A 20,653-nucleotide genomic window follows, 5' to 3' on the forward strand; every position below is an offset into this window, starting at 1 on the left:
ATCGTCCCGGTATGGCCGACGCGCACTACTTCTCCCCGTCGCCGGCCGGCCCCCTGCGCACGCGCACGATCACGGTCGAGCTCGGCGGACGCACGGTGGACGTCGAGACCGCCGGCGGCGTCTTCAGCCCCGAGCACGTCGACCAAGGCTCGCTGGTGCTGCTGCGCAACGTCCCGGAGCCCCCTGCAGAGGGGCATCTGCTGGACGTGGGCTGCGGCTGGGGTCCCGTCGCGCTCGATCTGGCGATGCGGTCGCCGGCGGCCACGGTCTGGGCGGTCGACGTGAACGAGCGCGCGCTCGCGCTGACACGGGCGAACGCCCGGTCCCTCGGCCTCGAGAACGTCAACGCCGTGCTGCCCGAGGACGTCCCCTCGCATCTCGAGTTCGTCACGGTCTGGTCGAACCCGCCGATCCGCGTCGGGAAGGAGGCGCTGCACGGCATCCTGCTCGACTGGATGCCGCGGCTCGCCCCGGGCGCGGACGCCTGGCTCGTGGTGCAGCGCAACCTCGGATCCGACTCGCTGCAGCGCTGGCTGGTCGACACGCTGCCCGAGGGCCTCGAGACGACGCGTGCCGCGTCCGACAAGGGCTTCCGGGTGCTGCGGGTGCACCGCGCCGACAGCGGCTCCGACTCCTAGGGCCGGGCATCCGGGCCAGGCGCCGGACGAGCCCGACGCCTCGCCGGATCAGGCCAGCGCCACGACGCCGTCGAATACCAGCTCGGCCGGTCCTGAGAGGCCCACGTGCTCGCCGTCCTCGGTCGGGAACATGCGCACGCCGAGCGCACCGCCCGGCAGCTGCACGCGCCACTGGTGCGGTGCTGCGGCACCCGCCCAGTGCCGCGTCGCGAGGGCCGCCGCCGCGGCCCCTGTGCCGCAGCTCAGCGTCTCGCCGCTCCCGCGCTCGTGGACGCGCATGGTGATGTGGCCCACCCCGTCGACGACGAGCGGATCCGCCGGGACCACCAGCTCGACGTTCGCGCCGGCGGCGGGCTCGGGGTCCAGCTGCGGCACGAACGCGAGGTCGGCCTCCGCGAGCTCGTCCTCGCTCGACAGCGCGACCACCACGTGCGGGTTGCCGACGTCGATGCCGAGGCCCGGACGCGCCACCTGGAGGTCCTTGGCGCGCACGAGGGGCTCGCCCCCCGCCAGCTCCCAGCGGCCGAGGTCGACCTGGAAGCCGGATCCGCTGCGCTGGACGTCGCGGACACCAGCCCGGGTGCCGATGGGGACCGTGCGGCCCGGGGGCAGCTCGATGAGGCCGTTCTCGATGAGGAACAGCGTGAAGACGCGGATGCCGTTCCCGCACATCTCGGCGGGACTGCCGTCGACGTTGCGGTAGTCCATGAACCACTCGGCGTCCGGATCCTCGTCGAGGGCGGCGCGGCCCTCGGGGATGCGGCTCGAGAGCACCGCGCGTATCGTCCCGTCGGCGCCGATGCCGAAGTGGCGGTCGCAGAGGGCCTGCACCTGCGTGTCGGTCAGGTCGATCTCGCCCGCGGGATCCGCGAACAGCACGAAGTCGTTGCCCGTGCCCTGGCCCTTGGTGAACTGCAGGTCTGCCATCCCGCCAGCCTACGGGCGCGCCGCCGGGAGGGCGTCGAGCGCGCGCTCGAGTCGCCGCTCGTCGCGCGCGTCGAGCCGCACCGCGTCGGCGTAGCGACCGAACCACGACACCTGCCGCCGCGCGTAGCGACGGGTGAGCGCACGCGTCTCCTCCATCGCCTCCTCCTCGGTGAGCTCCCCCGCGAGCTGCCGCGCCGCCTGCGCGTAGCCGATGGCGCGGGACGCGGTGACGCCGTCCGCGAGCCCCGCGGGCAGCAGCCCGGCGACCTCGTCGACGAGGCCGTCTGCCCACATGCCGGACACGCGGGCGTCGAGCCGCGGCACGAGCTCCTCGCGCGGCAGCGTGAGCGCCAGGATCCGCGCGGGGTGCCACGGCCGCGGCTCCGCGGATGCGCGCTCCGGCTGCGGACCCGTGATCTCGACTACCTCCAACGCGCGCACGAGACGCCGCCCGTTGTGCGCGCCGATCCGCTGGGCTGCGGCCGGGTCGAGCTCCCGGAGGCGTCGGTGGAGCATGCCCGGCCCGGTCTCCGCGAGCTCCCGCTCCAGGCGCTGTCGGATCTCGGGGTCCGTGCCGGGGAACTCGTAGTCGAACAGGACAGACGAGACGTAGAGCCCGGATCCGCCGACGAGGACCGGGACCGCCCCGCGTTCGAGGATGCCGGCGATCACCCCGCGCGCCTCCTCCTGGTACGCGGCCACGGTCGCCTCGGCGGTCACGTCGAGGACGTCGAGCATGTGGTGCGGCACATCACGACGCTCGGCCTCCGGCAGCTTGGCCGTGCCGATGTCCATGCCGCGGTACAGCTGCATGGCGTCCGCGTTGACGATCTCCGCGGCGCGACCCTGCGACCGCAGCCGATCCGCGATGTCGACGGACAGCCCGGACTTGCCGGTGCCGGTGGCGCCGACGACCGCGACGATCGGGTTCACGCGCGGTGGCGCGGGTGCGCGGACCCGTCGACCGCGCCCGCGGATGCGACGGTCGGCACGCGGAGCGAGGGCAGCCCGAGCGAGACGCGCGGTGCACCGTTCGAGCTGGCGCCCGCCGCGGGCGCGGGCACGCCGCAGGAGTCGGCCTGCGCGCGCTCCCACGCGTCGCCCGCCCGGGTGCGGCGGATGCGCAGCGGGGCCCGGTCGACCGAGTCCGCGATGAGGTGGAACGGCGCCGCCCGCGTGATCTCGACCTCGACGGCGTCGCCGGGCCGCGGCTCGCCGCTGCCCGCAGGCACGTCGAGGTGGACGAGGCGACCGTCCTGCGCGCGCCCCGTGACCCGGCGGGTGTCGCCGTCCTTGCGGCCCTCGTGTGCGCTGACGAGCACCTCGACCGTGCGGCCGACGACACGCTGGTTCTCCTCGTGGCTGATGCGCTCCTGCAGCGCGGTGAGGCGCCCGTAGCGATCCTTGACCACGTCGGCGGGCACCTGCTCCTCCATGGTCGCGGCCGGGGTCCCGGGGCGGATCGAGTACTGGAACGTGAACGCGGAGGAGAAGCGGGCGGCCTCGACGACGCGGAGGGTCTCCTGGAAGTCCTCCTCCGTCTCCCCGGGGAAGCCGACGATGATGTCGGTCGTGATCGCCGCGTCCGGGAGCCGCGTGCGCACGCGGTCGAGGATCCCGAGGAAGCGCTCGGACCGGTACGACCGGCGCATCGCCTTGAGGATGCGATCGGATCCGGACTGCAGCGGCATGTGCAGCTGCGGCATCACGGCCAGCGTCTCGGCCATCGCGTCGATCACGTCGTCGGTGAAGGCGGCCGGATGGGGGCTCGTGAAGCGGATGCGCTCGAGGCCCTCGATGGCGCCCGCGGCGCGGAGCAGCTTGCCGAACGCGTACCGGTCGCCGAACTCGACGCCGTAGGAGTTGACGTTCTGGCCGAGCAGGGTGACCTCGACGGCGCCGTCGTCCACGAGCGTCTGGATCTCGGCGAGGATGTCGCCCGGCCGTCGGTCCTTCTCCTTGCCGCGGAGGGCGGGCACGATGCAGAACGTGCAGGTGTTGTTGCACCCCACCGAGATGGACACCCACCCGCTCGCGATCTCGTCGCGCTTCGTGGGCAGGGTGGACGGGAACGTCTCGAGGCTCTCCAGGATCTCGAGCTGCGCCTCGCCGTTGTGCCGCGCACGCTCGAGCAGCGTCGGCAGCGCGCCCATGTTGTGGGTGCCGAAGACGACGTCGACCCAGGGCGCCTTCTCGAGGACGGTCGCCCGGTCCTTCTGCGCGAGGCATCCGCCGACGGCGATCTGCATGCCCTCATGTCGGCGCTTCACACCGGCGAGGTGGCCGAGGTTCCCGTAGAGCTTGTTGTCCGCGTTCTCGCGGACGGCACAGGTGTTGATGACGACGATGTCGGCCTCGGCGCCCTCGGCCGACACGTAACCGGCGGCCTCGAGGGATCCCGTGAGCCGCTCCGAGTCGTGCACGTTCATCTGGCACCCGTAGGTGCGGACCTCGTACGTCCGGGGCCGCTCAGCTGCGGGCGGGGTGTCGCGGACGTGCTCGGCGAGGGTGCTCATGATGGCTCGATCCTACGTGCGCGGACGCCGCGCGCCGCCCGACGACCGGGTCAGCGGAAGCGCACGCGCGACGAGCCGCGGCGGGTGGCGAGCGCGGCCTTCGCGGCGTCGCGCACGACGCCGCCCCCGTAGCCGCGGCGCATCAGGAACGACGTCAGGCGCCGCTCGGCCGTCTCGTCGTCATACGACGAGAGCTGACCCACGCGCTTCATCGCGACCTCGGTGGCGCGAGCGAGCTCCTCGTCGGGCTGCTCGGCCATCGCCTCCTCGATGACGAGGGGATCGAGCTTGCGGCGGCGCATCTCCATCTCGACCGATCGCCGGCCGAGGCCCTTGCGGTCGAGGTGCGTGTGCAGGATCTGCTCCGCCAGCGCGGCCTCGTCGATGTACTGCAGGGAGACGTACCTGGCGAGCGTCTCCTCCGCGATGTCGGCGTCGATCTCCGCGCCGTCGAGCACCTCGCGCGCCTCGGCGAGCGAGAGCCCCCGACCGCGCAGGCGGTTGGCGAGGACGTTGTCCGCCCGACGCCGCTGGCGCTCGGGCGTCCGCTCGGCCGCGCGCTCCTCCTCGGCCTCCGCCTCGCGACGCTCGTCCTCGACGCGGTCCTCCTCGAGCCGGAGCATGTCCTTCCGATACGCCTCGTCCTGCTCCGCCTTGGCGCGCGCCCGCTCGGCGCGCTCCTGCTCGGCACGCCATGCGGCGGGGGTCGGGTCGTCCGCGGACGCCGGCTCGGACTGCGGCCCGTCGGGGAACGCGGCAGGCGCGTCCCCTGACCCTCGCGCGGCTTGGGCCTCGGCCTCGGCGAGGACCCGCCTCGCCTCCGCGATGCGCTCCTGCGCCGCGAGCGCGCGACCGGCTTCCGACTCGTCCACGGCGGCGCCGATCGTGACGATGCCGTCTACCTCGGTGACCGTGCGACCGCGCGCGGGATGCGTCGGCGCGACCTGAGCCGCGGGCGGCTCCGCGGCGGGAGACGCGGACTCGACGATCGGCCGGGCTGCCTCTCGACGCGAACGCCGCGCGGCGAGTGAGGCGACGGGTGCGACCTCGTCGGGCCCGGGGCCCGTGCCCTGCTCGTTCTCGGAGGGGAATCTGACCATGATGCGTCCGTCCTCGGATGGGCCATCCCCTGCTGGCGCCGGGCGCGATGGGGGGAGAGCCGGATTGGTGCAGGTGGTGGGGCGCATCGGTGCGATGCGCCCCACCGCGATGCGCCGGGTCAGGCGCTCTTGCGGGCGGAGGCCTTCGGCGCGACGGCCGCGACCGGCGCGGGAGCCGAATCCGCGGGAGCGTCGGCGACGGCGTTCGGGTCCTTCACGAGGCCGAGCTTGACCTTGATCTTCTGCTCGATCTCGGCGGCGATCTCCGGGTTGTTCAGGAGGTGCTTGCGCGAGTTCTCCTTGCCCTGACCCAGCTGGTCGCCGTCGTAGGTGTACCAGGCGCCCGACTTGCGGACGATCTCGTGCTCGACGCCGAAGTCGATGAGGCTGCCCTCGCGGGAGATGCCGGTGCCGTAGAGGATGTCGAACTCCGCCTGCTTGAAGGGCGGTGCCATCTTGTTCTTGACGACCTTGACGCGGGTGCGGTTGCCGACCGCGTCGGTGCCGTCCTTCAGGGTCTCGATGCGGCGGATGTCGAGGCGGACGGAGGCGTAGAACTTCAGCGCCTTGCCGCCAGCCGTGGTCTCGGGGCTGCCGAAGAACACGCCGATCTTCTCGCGCAGCTGGTTGATGAAGATCATGGTGGTCTGCGTCTGGTTGAGCCCACCGGTGAGCTTGCGGAGCGCCTGCGACATGAGGCGCGCCTGGAGGCCGACGTGCGAGTCGCCCATCTCGCCCTCGATCTCCGCGCGCGGCACGAGCGCCGCGACGGAGTCGATGACGACGAGGTCGATGGATCCCGAGCGCACGAGCATGTCGGCGATCTCGAGGGCCTGCTCGCCCGTGTCGGGCTGGGAGACGAGGAGCGCGTCGATGTCGACGCCGAGCTTCTTCGCGTACTCCGGGTCGAGCGCGTGCTCCGCGTCGATGAACGCCGCGATGCCGCCGGCGCGCTGCGCGTTGGCGATGGCGTGCAGCGTGAGCGTGGTCTTTCCCGAGGACTCCGGGCCGTAGATCTCGACGATGCGGCCGCGCGGGAGCCCGCCGATGCCGAGCGCGACGTCCAGCGCGACGGAGCCGGTGGGGATGACGGCGACGGGGGCGCGCTCGTCGCTGCCCAGCCGCATGACCGAGCCCTTGCCGAACTGCCGGTCGATCTGTGCGAGCGCGGTCTCGAGTGACTTCTCGCGGTCTGCCGATGATGCCATGGGGTGCTCCTCGTGTCGAAGGTGGGTTGCCTGCAGGCTGTCGCTCCGCTCCCGCTGGCCGCGGGGTCCGGTGCCGACAAGGCGACGGGTGATCTCCGCGAGGTGCACGTTATGCGGCGCCGCCGACATCGCTGCCGGAGGGGCCGGACCTGTGCAGTCCGCGCTTCGAATCGCTCCTGTGGGGAGACTACGCGCGTTCGAAGGGATATTCGAACGGCGCGCCGCGTGTCGTCGACGGATCCGCGGCGCCTCGAGGACGAGGAGCGTCGGAGGACGGGACCGTCAGGCGCGCGGCTCGGGGACGCCGGCGCCGTTCCAGCGCGAGCGCGGGACGTCCTGCGCCCGGCAGAGGGCGAGCCAGACCTCGCGGGCGGGCGTGCCGTCCTTCAGCGCCTGCGCGCACGTGCGCCCGCCGAGGTCGCCGAGCACGAGGTCAGCGACGAGCACCGGTCCGTAGCCGGCGCCGAACTCGTCGGAGACGGCCCGCTGGAACTCGCTCAGTCGCATGCCCGCCACGCTACCCGCTGCGGCTGGGACGACGACGCCCCGCCCGTCACGAGGACGAGCGGGGCGGGAGGCCGTGGCGGAGGGGTCAGCGCGCGACGAGATCGCTGTCGAAGCCAGCGACGAGGTCGTCGGGGATGGTGTCGGGGATGGGGTTGAGCCCCTCGATGACGGCGAGGCGGTCGCCCACCTCGCGCATGATGACGGAGATCGGGGTGTCCAACGCGTCGGCGACGGACGCGAGGATCTCGCTCGACGCCTCCTTCTGGCCCCGCTCGACCTCGCTGAGGTAGCCGAGGGCGACGCTCGCCTTGCTGGCGACCTGGCGGAGCGTGCGCCCCTTCTGCAGGCGGAAGTCGCGAAGGACGTCGCCGATCTCCTGACGGACTAGAACCACGGGAGCCTCCTCGTTGCGCCTGGTGCCTGATCGAACCGGAGGTCCGGGGCTGATGGATGACCATCTGGCCGAGGACTCAGGCTAAGCAGGGGCACTGGGCGTTGCTTGTGAACGTGATTACGACAACGCGGGAGCCGCATCAGATGTTCCCGCCGGGTTCGAGCGCGTCGACGAGGGCTGCGAGGGCGGCTCGGACGACACCCGCGCGGACCGCCTGGCGGCCCCCGTCGAGGTGCAGCGCGATGGCGCGCGAGTCGCCGTCGATGGACAGGCCGACGAACGCCGTGCCCGGCGGCTGCCCGTCCTGGGGGTCGGGACCGGCGGCGCCCGTCGTCGAGACGCCGATGTCGGCGGGGCGCCCGTCGATCGCGCAGGCCTGGCGGACGCCGCGGGCCATCTGCCTCGCCACGTCGGGGTGGACCGCGCCGTGGACCGCGAGGATCGAGGACTCGACCCCGAGGATCGTGCGCTTGAGGGCCGTGTCGTAGGAGACGATGCCGCCCAGGAGCGCGCGCGATGCGCCGGGGACCCCCACGAGGGCGGCGGTGAGCAGGCCGCCCGTCAGCGACTCCGCGACCGCGATGCGACGGCCGCTCGCCACCAGGGACGCGATGACGCGCTCGGCGAGCTGATCGTCCGTCACGTCGTCGTACGCGCTCATCGCGCGGGCTCCGCCCGCAGCGCCTGGCGCATGTAGTCGAGGCCCGAGAGGACCGTGAGGACGAAGGCGATCGACATGAGCACCGTGTTGACGACGTGCATGCCGTCGCCGACCACGTCCCACAACGGGAGGAGCGCGACGCTGATCGCGACGGCCTGCGCGACGGTCTTGAGCTTGCCGCCGCGCGACGCCGCGACCACGCGGTCGCGGAGCACGGCGAACCGGTACGCCGTGATGCCGAGCTCGCGCACGAGGATCACGATGGTCACCCACCAGGGCAGCTCGCCGAGGACGGAGAGCATCACGAGCGCCGCGCCCGTGAGCACCTTGTCGGCGATGGGATCGAGGAGCTTGCCGAGGTCGGTCACGAGGTTGCGGCTGCGGGCTATGTGCCCGTCGACCCCGTCGGTCGCGATCGCGACGATGAACAGCGCCGCGGCCGCGTAGCGGAGAGGACCGTCGGCGCCGTCGTCCGCCGCGAGGAGGACGACGAAGACGGGGGCGAGCAGGATCCGCACGATCGTGAGGACGTTGGCGACGTTCCAGGGGCTCGCCGGGGAGTCCCCCGCGCGCCAGACGCGCGGTGCCCCGGTGCCGGCCGTGCCCGATGCGCTCCGCTCGGACACGGTCAGTCCCTCCCCGTGAGGCCCCAGGCGTCGTCGTCGCCCTCGGCCTCCACTTGCTCGTACGCGTCCAGGTCCTTGTGCAGCGGGTCCGACGGGTAGCGGTTCCCGTCGTCCGCGTCGGCGGCGGGCGGCGCGGTCGGGGCAGCGGCCGAGGGCGCGGCGGGAGCCGGCGGTGCCGCGGGCGTCTCCCCGCGCAGGGTCGCGAGGACGCCAGGGAGCTGCTCGGCCGAGACGAGCACGTCGCGCGCCTTGGATCCCTCGGACGGGCCGACGATCTCGCGCGCCTCGAGCAGGTCCATCAGACGGCCGGCCTTGGCGAAGCCGACGCGGAGCTTCCGCTGCAGCATCGACGTGGAACCGAACTGCGTGCTGACGACGAGCTCGGCGGCCGCGAGCAGCACCTCGAGGTCGTCGCCGATGTCCGCGTCGATCTCCTTCTTCTCGGCGGCGACCGCGACGTCCTGCCGGTACTCGGGCCGCGCCTGGCGCGTCACGTGCTCCACGACCTTGGCGATCTCGGCCTCCTGCACCCATGCGCCCTGCACGCGGACCGCCTTGTTGGCGCCCATGGGGAGGAAGAGGCCGTCACCCTGGCCGATGAGCTTGTCGGCGCCGGGCTGGTCGAGGATCACGCGGGAGTCGGTCATGCTCGACACCGCGAACGCGAGGCGCGACGGCACGTTGGCCTTGATGAGGCCGGTGACGACGTCGACCGACGGGCGCTGCGTCGCGAGCACGAGGTGGATGCCGGCGGCGCGCGCCAGCTGCGTGATGCGGACGATCGAGTCCTCGACGTCGCGCGGCGCGACCATCATGAGGTCCGCCAGCTCGTCGACCACGACCAGGAGGTAGGGGTACGGGCGCAGCGTCCGCTCGCTGCCCTCGGGGAGCACGATGGATCCGCTCGTGACGGCCTTGTTGAAGTCGTCGATGTGGCGGAAGCCGAAGCTGGCGAGGTCGTCGTACCTCATGTCCATCTCCTTCACCACCCACTGCAGCGCCTCGGCCGCCTTCTTCGGGTTGGTGATGATGGGCGTGATGAGGTGCGGGACGCCCGCGTAGATGGTGAGCTCGACGCGCTTCGGGTCGATGAGGACCATGCGCACGTCGCTCGGCTTCGCGCGCATGAGGAGCGACGTGATCATGGAGTTGACGAAGCTCGACTTGCCGGAGCCCGTGGATCCCGCGACCAGGAGGTGGGGCATCTTCGCGAGGTTCGCGATGACGTAGCCGCCCTCGACGTCCTTGCCGACGCCGATGGTCATGGGGTGCGCGCTGTTCGTCGCGGCGGACGAGCGGAGCACGTCACCGAGCGAGACGATCTCGCGGTCGGTGTTCGGGATCTCGACGCCGATGGCGCTGCGGCCCGGGATGGGCGAGAGGATGCGGACCTCGTTGGACGCGACCGCGTAGCTGATGTTCTTCGCGAGCGCCGTGACGCGCTCGACCTTGACGCCGGGCGCGAGCTCGAGCTCGTAGCGCGTGACCGTCGGGCCGCGCGAGAAGCCCGTGACCGTCGCGTCGACCTGGAAGTTGGTGAGCACCTCGGTGAGCGCGCGCACCACCTCGTCGTTGACGGACGAGCGCGACTTCGCGGGCGTGCCGGGCGCGAGGGTGCTCGCTGCGGGGAGGCGGTACGGGGCCTGCGGGGTGTCGGACTCCCCCGACACGATCGGGGCGTCGGAGCCGTCGTCCTCGAAGCCGGGCAGGACCGCGGGCTCGTCGTCTTCGCGGATCCCCGTCGGGTGCACGGGAACGGAGGGCAGGATCGCGGTGGCCGTGGCGTCGACGGGCGCGTCGAGGTCGATGCGGCGGGTCGCGGCGTCGTCGCCCGAGAAGGCGCCGGGCTCGGGGCGGGAGGTGTCGGGATCGACCGTGCGGTCGATGACGGTCGTGGGCGCCTCGCCGGCGGCGCGGCCGGTCGTCTCGTCGCGGTCGTCGGATCCCGCGTGCGGCGCGAGGACCGGGCTGTCGAACGCGGGCGCGTCCTCGCGCTGGCTGCGGTTGCGCCGCCACCACGGGAGGCTGTCCGTGTCGACCGGGCCGTCGTCGTCGAGCCCCTCGAGCTCGACCTGCTCGGTCGCCTGCGCCTTGCGGGCCGCGCGGTCGGCGGCGCGCTGCTCCTCGTCGACCGGCGGGGCGCCGAAGAGGTACGAGTACAGCTCGCGCAGCCGCATGCCCACGCGGTTCGGCGGCGTGCGCGTGATGATGAAGAGGGAGAGCACCAGGAGGATCCCGGCCACGATCCCCGCGCCGATGGGGGTGATGAGGAGCGAGAGCGGGGCCGCGAGCACCCAGCCGAGGACGCCGCCGGCGCGGGCGAGCGCGAGCATGCCGTCGCGCGGATCCGGCGCCCCGTTGAAGACGTGGCAGAGCGCGGCGATGGAGACGAGGAGGAGCGAGACCCCCACGCCGATCCGCCCGTTGTCGCTGACCGAGGACGGGTGGCGGAAGAGCCAGAGGGCGAGGAGCACCATCACGATGGGCAGCGCGAACGCCACTCGGCCGAATAGCCCGCCGAACGTGTACGCGTCGAAGGCCATGGCCACGTCGTTGAGCGGGTTGAACCACTCGACGACGACGCCGGCGATCGCGAGGACCACGAGGAGGAAGGGGATGCCGTCGCGGCGCTCCTCCTTCGCGAGCTTCTCGGGACCGAGGGCTCGGAAGAGGGCGCCCGTGGCGTGCGCGAGGCCCATCCACGCGGCGACGAGGGGTCCGCGCCGCTCCGACTGGACGGGGTAGGCGACGGTCTGCTGCTTGGTGTCCGCGGTGCGCCCCTTGCGCGGGGGCGTGGCGCGCGGCGCGCCCGAGGAGGTCTTCCCGGCGCGGCTGGTCGACCTGGTGCTCGTAGCCATGCGCCCCACGTTATCCCGCGCCGCCGTCACGGACAGGACGCCGGGCCGGACGGGACGCTGCCCGAGCGGCCCCGGCATCAGTACCGGATCGCGTCGATGACGGACACGCGCACGGCGACGAGCGCCGGCAGCAGGCCCGCGATCGCGCCCACCGCGAGCGAGGCGCCGAGCCCGAGGAGCGCAGCCGAGAGCGGGAACGGCGGGAACTCGGTGACGCCCGACGCGACGAACGAGAGGATCCACGGGTTCTTCACGATCGCGACCGCAGCCATCACGCCGACCACGCCCGCGGCCACCGTCGCGACGATGCTCTCCATCATCACGGCGAAGAACACGCGGCCCGCGCTCGCGCCGAAGCTGCGGCGGACGCCGATCTCGCGGATCCGCTGCTTCACGGTCACGAGCGAGATGTTCACGAGGCCGAGGGCGCCGAGGAGGAGCACGAGGCCCGCCACTCCCCCGACGAGGATCTTGACCGACAGCAGCGGGTCGTAGTCGTACGTCCCCCAGTCGCTGCGGCCGACGCTCACCTGCAGGCCCTCGGGCGCGGTCGCCGCCACCTGCGAGGTGATGGCCGCCGTGAGCGCGTCGGCGTCCGCCTCGGGCACCCAGAACTCGGACTGCGGCGCCATCGCGTCGAGCGCGTCGTCGGACATCAGGCGCTCGGCGTCCGACGCCTGCAGGTAGGCGGTCGGCGGCTCCTCCGCGTACAGCGCGGGCACGGTGCCGACGACGACGCCCACGAGGTCCGAGCGCTCGCCATGCAGCACGGCGGAGGGATGCGCGGCGATGTCGGGCGACCCGAGCTCCGCGAGGAACGCGGGATTGACGACGAGCGCGGGCGCGAGGCGCTCGGCGTCGCGCTCGACGAACCAGCGGCCGTCCGTCACGTCGACGCGGCGCATCTCGCCGTAGTCCCGGTCGACCACGACCGTCTGGACCTGCGCCTGACCGCGCGCGAAGTCGACCGGCATCGTCGTGGAGCCGATGATCGTCGACCAGGTGATGCCGTACCGGTCGGCGACGTCCGCGAGGAGCGTGCGCTGCTCGGCGTAGGACAGGCCGTCCCCCGTCGCGGAGTACGCGGACACCGACAGCGCGGCCGGTCGGCCCGACTGGCGCTCCATCTGCTCGGTCTGCGACTGCTGCACGACCGCCCCCAGGCCGACGACCGACGTGATCGCCGCCACCGCGACCGCGACGCCGATGAGCGACAGCATCACGCGCGTGCGGTGGATCCGGAGCTCGGCCCACGCCTCGACGACCGCCCCCACGAGACCGGTCGCCGTGCGCGACAGCCAGCCGGTCATGCGAGCACCCCGCGGGTGAGGGCCTCGGACGGCGCGAGGACGCCCATCTCGAGGCGGTGGTGCCGGTCCGCGCGGGCCGCGACGGTCGGGTCGTGCGTGATCGTGACGAGGGCCGCGCCGGACGCGTGCGCGACCTCGGCGAGCAGGGTCATGACCGTGGCGCCGGTCTCGATGTCGAGCGCGCCGGTCGGCTCGTCGGCCAGGATCAGCCGCGGCGACCGCACCAGGGCTCGCGCGATCGCGACGCGCTGCTGCTCGCCGCCGGACATCGTCTCGGGCATGGAGTCGATGCGGTGGCCCAGCCCCACGCGCTCGAGCATGTCCGCCGCGATCGCCGCCCGCCGCCAGAACGAGCGGCCCGTCGAGTAGAGCAGCGGGGTCATCACGTTCTCCCGCGCCGTGCGGCCCTGCAGCAGGTTGAACTGCTGGAAGATGAAGCCGATGTCGCCCCCGCGGGCCCGGTCGCGCCGAGAACCGGAGACGCGGGCCATCGGGACGTCGTCGAGGTAGACCTCACCCGTGGTCGGGGTGTCGAGCAGGCCGAGGATGTTGAGCAGGGTCGACTTCCCGGAACCGGACCGGCCGACGATCGAGACGTGGTCACCCACCGACACGTCGAGGTCGACGCCGTGCAGGATCGTCAGCGGCTCGTCATCCGGCCGCTCGACGGTCCGGGTCACCTGCTCGAGACGGATCAGGCTCATCCGCCGTACCCGCCCTGCATCATCATCGCCTCGTCCTCGGGGACGGGCGCGCCGGGCACGAACTCGAGCACCATGTCGCCCTCCGCGAGACCCGAGGTGATCTGCACGACCTTGCCGTCGCTGATGCCGAGTCCGACCGCGCGCTCCTCGGGCTCGCCGCCGTCCGACGCGAGCCAGACGTTGCCCGTGTCGGCGAGGCCCTCGACCGCCGTGGTCGGGAGGGTCAGCACGTCGGGCGCCTCGCCCGCGGGGATCGTGATGTCGGCGGCGAGGCCCGGGAAGACGCGGGTCCCGGCCGGGACGGCGCAGGAGACGGTCGCGCCGGTGGAGGCCGACTCGGTGCCGCCGGTGGATCCGGAGCCCGCCCCGCCGACCGCGCCCGTGCCCTCGGTGGACGCCGCGGCCTGCTGGCCGATGCGCAGCTCCCCGCACTCGAAGGGCGCGGGGCCCGACGTGATCGCGACCTTCGCGGCCGTCGGCTGCGTGACGAGCCGGTACTGCTCCTCCGCGGTCAGCGGCGCGGTCGCGCGGAAGGTGGGCGGCGCGATCCGGCCGACCGCGTCTCCGACGGCGACCTCCTGGCCGACGAGCACGCCGAGCTCCGCGAGCGATCCCGCGGCGGACGCGGTGACGGTCTCGGTGACCACCTTGGGCTTCGACTGCGTGACCGTGCCGTCCGCGGCGACCACCGGATCGACCGGCGTCTCCTGGCGGATGACGAGGATCGGGTCGCCGGCCGCGAGCGTGGCGCCCTGCCCGGCGACGATCTTCGAGACCTTGCCCTGCAGCGTCGCCTTCACGGCCACGTCCGGATCCGGCTGGATGCTGCCCTTCACCGTCACGTCGTTGACCACGGTCGCGATGGACGCCGGCACCTGCGACTCGACGACGGAGCCGGTCGGCACCTGGGCCGTCTCCTCCGTCGTGGTCCCGAAGAACGCCATGCGCACGAGCGCCACCGCGATCGCCGCGAGCACCACCAGCCTCGTGATCGGGAGGATCCATCTCCGCCAGATGCCCACGGCCGCTCCTTCCCCGGCGGTCCCCAGCGGCCCGTCCGGTCGCCTCCGACGCTAGGGGCGGCACCGTGCGCGTCGCTTCGTCCACGCGGATGACATGCTCCCCCCGTCAGGGGGCCGCGCGGACGAGCGCCGTCGGCACGCGCGACGGAGGGGGCGGGGTCTCCCCCGCCCCCTCCGGACGTGCTGCGCGCCAGCCCTCGCCGGCGGCCGGCCTAGGCCTCGATGACCACCGGGATGATCATCGGACGCCGGCGGTGCGACGAGTTGACCCAGCGACCTACCGTGCGGCGCACGACCTGCGCGTACGCGTGCGTGTCCCTGGTGCCGTTGGCCGCCGCCTCCGCGAGGGCCTTCACGACGAGCGGCTTGACGCTGTCGAAGACCTTCGAGTCCTCGGCGAAGCCCCGCGCCTCGATCTCCGGGCCGACCGTGGCCTTGCCGGTCTGCGGCTCGACCACGACGAAGATCGTGACGAAGCCCTCCTCGGAGAGGATGCGGCGGTCCTTGAGGTCGGCGTCGGTGATCTCGCCCACGGTCGAGCCGTCCACGTAGACGTAGCCGACGTCGAGCTGGCCCGTGACGCGCACGTGCCCGTCCTTCATGTCGAGGACGGTGCCGTCCTCCGCGAGGAACGTGTTGCGCTCCGGCACGCCCGTCTGGATCGCGAGCTGCTGGTTCGCGACGAGGTGCCGGTACTCGCCGTGCACGGGCAGGACGTTGCGCGGCTTGAGGATGTTGTAGCAGTAGAGCAGCTCGCCCGCGGCCGCGTGGCCCGAGACGTGGACCTTCGCGTTGGCCTTGTGCACGACGTTCGCGCCGAGCTTCGTGAGCCCGTTGATGATCCGGTAGACGGCGTTCTCGTTGCCCGGGATGAGGCTCGACGCGAGGATGACGGTGTCGTCCTGGCCGATCTCGATCTGGTGCTCCTGGTTGACCATGCGGCTGAGCACGGCCATCGGCTCGCCCTGCGACCCGGTGCTCATGTAGACGATCCGGTCGTCCGGCAGGTCGACGGCCTTCTTGGAGTCGATGAGGACCCCGTCCGGCACCTTGAGGTAGCCCAGCTCGGCCGCGATGGTCATGTTGCGGATCATCGAGCGGCCGATGAAGGCGACGCGGCGGCCGTTCGCGTGCGCGGCGTCGAGCACCTGCTGGACGCGGTGCACGTGGCTGGAGAAGCTCGCGACGATGACGCGGCGGGGAGCCTTCGAGATCACGGCCTCGAGCACCGGGCCGATGGAGCGCTCGGTGGGCGTGAAGCCGGGGACGTCCGCGTTGGTGGAGTCCGACATGAAGAGGTCGATGCCGGCCTCGCCGAGGCGCGCGAAGGCGCGGAGGTCGGTGATCCGGTCGTCGAGCGGCAGCTGGTCCATCTTGAAGTCGCCGGTGTGCAGCACGCTGCCCGCCTCGGTCGTGATGGCGACGGCCAGCGCGTCCGGGATGGAGTGGTTGACCGCCACGAACTCGAGCTCGAACGGCCCGAGGCGCTCGCGGTCGCCCTCCTTCACCTGGAACGTGTAGGGCTTGATCCGGTGCTCCTTGAGCTTCGCCTCGATGAGGGCGAGCGTGAGGCCGGAGCCGATCAACGGGATGTCCTGCTTGAGCTTGAGGAGGTACGGCACGGCGCCGATGTGGTCCTCGTGCCCGTGCGTGAGGACGATGCCGACGACGTCGTCGAGGCGGTCCGCGATGGAGGAGAAGTCGGGGAGGATCAGGTCGACGCCCGGCTGGTGCTCCTCGGGGAAGAGCACGCCGCAGTCGACGACGAGGATCTTCCCGTCGATCTCGAACGTGGTCATGTTGCGCCCGATCTCGCCGAGGCCGCCGATCGGCGTGATGCGCAGGGTGCCGGGCTTGAGCTCGGGCGGGTCGTAGACGCCGTGGGGCATGGGACTCCTCTGGTGACGGTGCGGCCCGAGGGGACCGACGGTGGATGCTCGGGGCGCGCGTCAGCGCGTGGTGCCGGCGACCTGCGGCAGCGCTCCACCGGCCGCGGCGTTGCGGTCCGGTCGGAAGTTGCGGAAGTCGACGCCGGGGACGTCGCGGACGAGGTCGATCTCGTCCTCGATCTGCGCGGCCTCCCACTCCTCCGGCCCCACGAGGGGCAGGCGGACGCGGGGGCTGCCGATGCGGCCGAGGCCGTGGAGGATGTACTTCGCCGCGACCGTGCCGGGCACGTGCGTCATGACCGCGCGGACGAGCGGCTCGAGCTGCTGGTGCGCGTGCGTCGCGGCGCCGAGGTCGCCCGCGTTCACGGCGTCGACCATGGTACGGTACGGCGTCGCGGTGATGTTCGCGGTGACGCCGATGAGGCCCGTCCCCCCGATCGCGAGGGTCGGCAGCGCGTTCGCGTCGTCGCCCGCGAAGTACATGAGGCCGGTCTGGTTGAGCACGCGGCTGGCCTGCGCGAGGTCGCCCTTGGCGTCCTTGATGGCGAGGATGTTCGGGTGCTTCGCGGCGCGGAGGATCGTCTCGTACTGGATCGGGATGCCCGTGCGGCCGGGGATGTCGTAGAGGATGACCGGGAGGTCGGTCGCGTCCGCGATCATGCGGAAGTGCGTGAGGACGCCGGCCTGCGTGGGCTTGTTGTAGTACGGCGTGACGATCATGTTGCCGTCCGCGCCGGCCTTCTCGCTCTGGCGCGCGAGCTGCATGGCGTGCGCGGTCTCGTTGGACCCGCCGCCCGTGATGATCTTCGCCCGGCCCGCGCTCACGGACCGGCCGACCTCGACGAGCCTGATCTTCTCCGGGTCGGTGAGGGTGCTGGTCTCGCCCGTCGTGCCCGTGACGACGATGCCGTCCGCGCCGGCGACGATGACGTCGTCCATGTGCTTCTCGACGCCCGCCCAGTCGACCTCGCCATCGGCGGTGAACGGGGTGACGAGCGCCACCAGGACCTGGCCGAACGGGTTCTCTGTGGACACGGGCACCATCGTAACGGGCGGGCCGTGGCCGGGCGGGGCGATCCTCCGCGCCGGCGCCCCCGGACGGGGGGATGCGCGCGGGCCGGATCGCGAGCACCCTTCGCTCGGGACGACGATGTCCCGGAGACGCTGGTGCCACCATGGACATCCCGGCACGGAGACGGCCCTCGCCGCTCCTGGCCCTCACCCTGGCGCTCGTCGTCGGGGTCTCCCTCGCCGGCGCCGCGCCGGCCCAGGCGGCGCCGTCCGGTGCGTCGCTCCCCCTCGCCCCGGTCGCCGCGCCCTCCCTGCCGGCCCCCGACGTCTTCGTGGGCGGAGAGGTGACGGACGTCCCCGAGATCGAGGTGTACGTCGGACTCGACGTCGGGCAGCTCGAGCTCGCTGATCCGCGATTCGAGTACCTGCTCGACGGCGTGGGATCCTGGCGGACGGCCTACTCGGGTCCGCTCGACTCGGCAGTCATCCGCATCGCCGCTCCCGCCGGACCGCACACCATCGCCTTCCGCGCCGCGGGCGTCGTCGACGGCACGCCCGTCGTCGGCACCGCTTCGGCACCCGTCGCCGTGCTCTCGCTCGGCTACCCCACGCGGTACGACCCGGTCATCACGATCGACGGGCCCCGGATCACCCTCGCCTGGGACGTCCGCGGGTACCTCGCGGGCTGGCCGGAGGCGCGGTCGGTCGTCTACGCGTTCGGCGACGACCCGTACACCTTCGCCGACGCCGTGGGATCGACCACCCTCGACGTCGGCTACGACCGCACCATCCGCCTCGTGTTCTGGCACGGGCCCAACGTCGACGTGGCCAGGTACGTGCACCTGGAGCTCGCCACCGGCAGCCCTCCCGGCACGCCGTCGCTCACCTCCGCGCCGACCCCGACCGTGGTCGGCCGCGCGGTGCCGGGGAGCACCCTGTCCGTCCGGACGGGGACCTGGCGGCCGGGCCCCGTCACGCTCGCCTACCAGTGGTACCGCGACGGCCAGCGGATCTCCGACGCGTCGGGGCCGACCTACGAGGTCGACGCGCGCTTCGACGGCGGCAAGCGGATCACCGTGGGCGTGAGGGGCAGCGCACCGGGCCGTGCGTCGGTCGAGCGCGTCTCGGCCCCGACCCCGCGTGTTGCGATGCCCGTCATCTCCCCGGGCGTGCCGGCGATCGGCGGGCTCCCGCTCGTCGGACGGGAGCTCACCGTCAGGACCGGGTTCTGGCGTCCGGCGCCCATCGCGCTGACCTACCGGTGGCTGCGCGACGGCGTGGTCATCCCGGGCGCCGAGGGGCCCGCGTACACGCCGGTCGCCGCCGACCGCGGGCGGCTCCTCGAGGTGAGGGTGACGGGAGAGCGGTACCCCTACCCCACCATCTCGCGGACCAGCGTCGCCGTGCACGTGGGGTGACGCGACGCGTGGCTGCGTCGCCTCGCGGGCTACGGGGCGACGCGGCCGTTCTTCTGGAACGCGGCGTGCGTCAGGGGCATGAGCCGCTCGAACTCGGTCTCCATCTTCTCGGCGCACATCTCGATCTCGCGCTGCGGGAAGCTCGGGAACGTCGAGTCCTCGTGCTTGGTGCGCAGCGACAGGAAGTTCATCAGCGCGCGGGCGTTGAGCGTGACGTACATCGACGAGTAGATGTTCAGCGGGAGGACGATGCGGGCGACCTCGCGCGCCACGCCCTGCTCGAGCATCCGCTGGTAGGAGGCGTACGCCTCGGCGGAGGTACGGCGGGTCTCCTCCTGCACGAGCGCGGTCTGCTCGGGGGTGCCCGCGTGGAACTCGTAGGCGCCGGGCTTGCCGACCTGCACGAGGTTGCGCTCGGGGCCGGGCACGTAGAACACGGCGTCGAGCTCCTTGTAGCGGCCCGACTCCTCGTTGTACGAGGCCATGCGGTGGCGCATGAACTCGCGGAACACGAAGATCGGCGCCTGCACGTAGAAGGTCATCGAGTTGTGCTCGAAGGGCGATCCGTGGCGGTCGCGCATGAGGTAGTTGATGAGGCCGCGGTCGCGCTTGACCCGCTTCTCCTCCGCCTCGGTGTCGACGTCGCCCTCGAGGGCGCGGTCCTTGCCGTCGGGCTCGTCGAGCGCGCGTTCGAGGGTCTTCTCCCCGGCGGTGGAGACGCGGGCGGCGAAGATCACGTCGGAGTCGTGGGCGCTGGAGCGGACGAGCTCCACGGTCATGTCGGAGCGGAAGGCGATGTCGTCGTGGGGCACGACCGTCACTGTACGCGACGGCCCGCACCCGCTCGCGCCCGGTCTGCGCGCAGCTCCTCCCGGCTGCCGTGCGGGGCCGCGTCCTAGGCTGTTGGGCACCGACGAAGGGCTCGACCATGTCCGACAGCACCGCATCCCCCGCCCCGCTCACCGTCCTCATCTCCGGCGCCGGGGGCACGATCGGCACCGAGCTGCAGGCCCAGCTGCACGCCGCCGGGCATCGCGTCCGGACGCTCGTGCGCCACGCGCCGTCGTCGCCCGACGAGCGCGAGTGGCAGCCGGCCGAGGGGCGGCTGGATCCCGCCGCGCTCGACGGCGTGGACGCCGTGGTCAACCTCTCGGGCGCCTCCATCAGCCGCCTGCCGTGGACGAAGCCGTACCAGGAGGAGATCCGCGCGTCGCGCGTCTCCGCCACGCGCACGATCGTCGGCGCGATCGCGTCGGCGGCGAACCCGCCCCGGGTGCTGCTCAACGGATCCGCCGTGGGCTTCTACGGCGACCGTCCCGCCGAGCGCCTCACCGAGGACTCGCCGCGTGGCGCGGGCTTCCTGGCCGAGGTCGTGGAGGCGTGGGAGGCCGAGGCCTTCGAGGCGCCCGCCGACGTCCGCGTCGCGACCCTCCGCACCGGGCTGGTGCTGGCGCAGGCGGGCGCCCTCGCGCCGCTCCGCCTCCTCACCAACCTCGGGCTCGCCGGCAGGCTGGGCACCGGCGGCCAGATCTGGCCGTGGATCTCCCTCCGCGACGAGGCCGCCGCGCTCGTGCACCTGCTGACGTCCTCGATCTCCGGCCCCGTGAACCTCACCGGCCCCGAGCCCGTCATGGCCGACCGGCTCATGCGCCACCTCGCGAAGCGCATGCACCGGCCCTACCTGGTGCCGGTGCCCGAGTTCCTCATCCGGCTCGCGCTGCAGGAGGCCGGACAGGAGCTGCTGCTCTCCAGCCAGCCCGCGCGGCCCGAGAAGCTGCTCGCCGACGGGTTCGCCTTCCGCGACCCCACGGTCGAGCTCGCGATCGACCGGCTGCTCGCGAAGAGCTAGAGGCGCGAGCCCGCG

Annotated in this window: 19 protein-coding genes; 3 read left to right on the plus strand and 16 right to left on the minus strand. The window is 72.7% G+C overall.

Annotated elements, in window-relative coordinates; all coding sequences use genetic code 11:
• Window positions 1-11 precede the first annotated feature (11 nt).
• Window positions 12-638: a class I SAM-dependent methyltransferase gene (locus tag NL142_RS10550; protein WP_435079349.1), complete on the plus strand. Its 627-nt coding sequence runs from the start codon at window positions 12-14 to the stop codon at window positions 636-638.
• Between the two features lie 48 nt (window positions 639-686).
• On the opposite strand, the gene dapF is transcribed toward NL142_RS10550, so the two are convergent.
• The 15 genes from dapF to dapA form a co-directional block, all read right to left on the minus strand.
• Window positions 687-1,565, minus strand: coding sequence for a diaminopimelate epimerase (gene dapF / locus NL142_RS10555; RefSeq protein ID WP_435079351.1), 879 nt, complete (start codon window positions 1,563-1,565; stop codon window positions 687-689).
• Window positions 1,566-1,574: 9 nt separating this feature from the next.
• Window positions 1,575-2,498, minus strand: coding sequence for a tRNA (adenosine(37)-N6)-dimethylallyltransferase MiaA (gene miaA / locus NL142_RS10560; RefSeq protein ID WP_435079353.1), 924 nt, complete (start codon window positions 2,496-2,498; stop codon window positions 1,575-1,577).
• Entirely contained in the window at window positions 2,495-4,081 is a 1,587-nt protein-coding gene (gene miaB, locus NL142_RS10565; protein WP_435079355.1) for a tRNA (N6-isopentenyl adenosine(37)-C2)-methylthiotransferase MiaB, read from the minus strand. Before miaB ends, miaA begins: the two co-directional genes overlap by 4 nt.
• 50 nt (window positions 4,082-4,131) lie before the next feature.
• On the minus strand, window positions 4,132-5,181 hold the full coding sequence (locus NL142_RS10570) for a regulatory protein RecX (RefSeq protein ID WP_435079357.1): 1,050 nt from the start codon (window positions 5,179-5,181) through the stop codon (window positions 4,132-4,134).
• Between the two features lie 119 nt (window positions 5,182-5,300).
• A complete protein-coding gene (recA, locus tag NL142_RS10575; protein ID WP_012038712.1) occupies window positions 5,301-6,389 on the minus strand; it encodes a recombinase RecA in 1,089 nt (362 codons plus the stop codon).
• Between the two features lie 282 nt (window positions 6,390-6,671).
• Window positions 6,672-6,896, minus strand: coding sequence for a DUF3046 domain-containing protein (locus NL142_RS10580; RefSeq protein WP_043561787.1), 225 nt, complete (start codon window positions 6,894-6,896; stop codon window positions 6,672-6,674).
• A gap of 85 nt (window positions 6,897-6,981) precedes the next feature.
• Complete coding sequence (locus NL142_RS10585) at window positions 6,982-7,290, minus strand: helix-turn-helix domain-containing protein (protein WP_012298599.1); 309 nt, start codon at window positions 7,288-7,290, stop codon at window positions 6,982-6,984.
• 139 nt (window positions 7,291-7,429) lie between these two features.
• A complete protein-coding gene (locus tag NL142_RS10590; protein WP_435079361.1) occupies window positions 7,430-7,951 on the minus strand; it encodes a CinA family protein in 522 nt (173 codons plus the stop codon).
• Window positions 7,948-8,577: a CDP-diacylglycerol--glycerol-3-phosphate 3-phosphatidyltransferase gene (gene pgsA / locus NL142_RS10595; protein WP_194684597.1), complete on the minus strand. Its 630-nt coding sequence runs from the start codon at window positions 8,575-8,577 to the stop codon at window positions 7,948-7,950. Before pgsA ends, NL142_RS10590 begins: the two co-directional genes overlap by 4 nt.
• A 2-nt stretch (window positions 8,578-8,579) precedes the next feature.
• Window positions 8,580-11,435: an FtsK/SpoIIIE family DNA translocase gene (locus NL142_RS10600; protein ID WP_435079364.1), complete on the minus strand. Its 2,856-nt coding sequence runs from the start codon at window positions 11,433-11,435 to the stop codon at window positions 8,580-8,582.
• 77 nt (window positions 11,436-11,512) lie between these two features.
• Window positions 11,513-12,745 carry an ABC transporter permease gene (locus tag NL142_RS10605; protein ID WP_435079366.1) on the minus strand — a complete coding sequence of 411 codons (1,233 nt, stop codon included), beginning with the start codon at window positions 12,743-12,745 and terminating at the stop codon, window positions 11,513-11,515.
• On the minus strand, window positions 12,742-13,449 hold the full coding sequence (locus NL142_RS10610) for an ABC transporter ATP-binding protein (protein ID WP_435079368.1): 708 nt from the start codon (window positions 13,447-13,449) through the stop codon (window positions 12,742-12,744). The genes NL142_RS10605 and NL142_RS10610 overlap by 4 nt, the downstream gene beginning before the upstream one ends.
• Window positions 13,446-14,471 carry a permuted SH3 domain-containing protein gene (locus tag NL142_RS10615; protein WP_435079370.1) on the minus strand — a complete coding sequence of 342 codons (1,026 nt, stop codon included), beginning with the start codon at window positions 14,469-14,471 and terminating at the stop codon, window positions 13,446-13,448. The genes NL142_RS10610 and NL142_RS10615 overlap by 4 nt, the downstream gene beginning before the upstream one ends.
• A 212-nt stretch (window positions 14,472-14,683) precedes the next feature.
• The gene (locus tag NL142_RS10620; RefSeq protein WP_194684602.1) at window positions 14,684-16,360 is read right to left on the minus strand and encodes a ribonuclease J; all 1,677 of its coding nucleotides are present in this window, start codon (window positions 16,358-16,360) and stop codon (window positions 14,684-14,686) included.
• A gap of 60 nt (window positions 16,361-16,420) precedes the next feature.
• Window positions 16,421-17,404 (minus strand): 4-hydroxy-tetrahydrodipicolinate synthase, encoded by a 984-nt coding sequence (gene dapA, locus NL142_RS10625; protein ID WP_043560894.1) that lies wholly within the window; start codon window positions 17,402-17,404, stop codon window positions 16,421-16,423.
• Window positions 17,405-17,535: 131 nt separating this feature from the next.
• Between dapA and NL142_RS10630 the strand changes: the two genes are divergently transcribed.
• Entirely contained in the window at window positions 17,536-18,789 is a 1,254-nt protein-coding gene (locus NL142_RS10630; protein ID WP_435079373.1) for a hypothetical protein, read from the plus strand.
• 29 nt (window positions 18,790-18,818) lie between these two features.
• On the opposite strand, the gene thyX is transcribed toward NL142_RS10630, so the two are convergent.
• Window positions 18,819-19,610: an FAD-dependent thymidylate synthase gene (thyX, locus tag NL142_RS10635; RefSeq protein WP_435079375.1), complete on the minus strand. Its 792-nt coding sequence runs from the start codon at window positions 19,608-19,610 to the stop codon at window positions 18,819-18,821.
• Between the two features lie 107 nt (window positions 19,611-19,717).
• On the opposite strand from thyX, the gene NL142_RS10640 reads away from it, so the two are divergent.
• Window positions 19,718-20,638 carry a TIGR01777 family oxidoreductase gene (locus NL142_RS10640; RefSeq protein ID WP_435079377.1) on the plus strand — a complete coding sequence of 307 codons (921 nt, stop codon included), beginning with the start codon at window positions 19,718-19,720 and terminating at the stop codon, window positions 20,636-20,638.
• The last annotated feature ends 15 nt before the right edge of the window (window positions 20,639-20,653 follow it).

It is taken from the genome of Clavibacter quasicaliforniensis, assembly GCF_051201715.1.
Taxonomy (GTDB): Bacteria; Actinomycetota; Actinomycetes; order Actinomycetales; family Microbacteriaceae; genus Clavibacter; species Clavibacter seminis.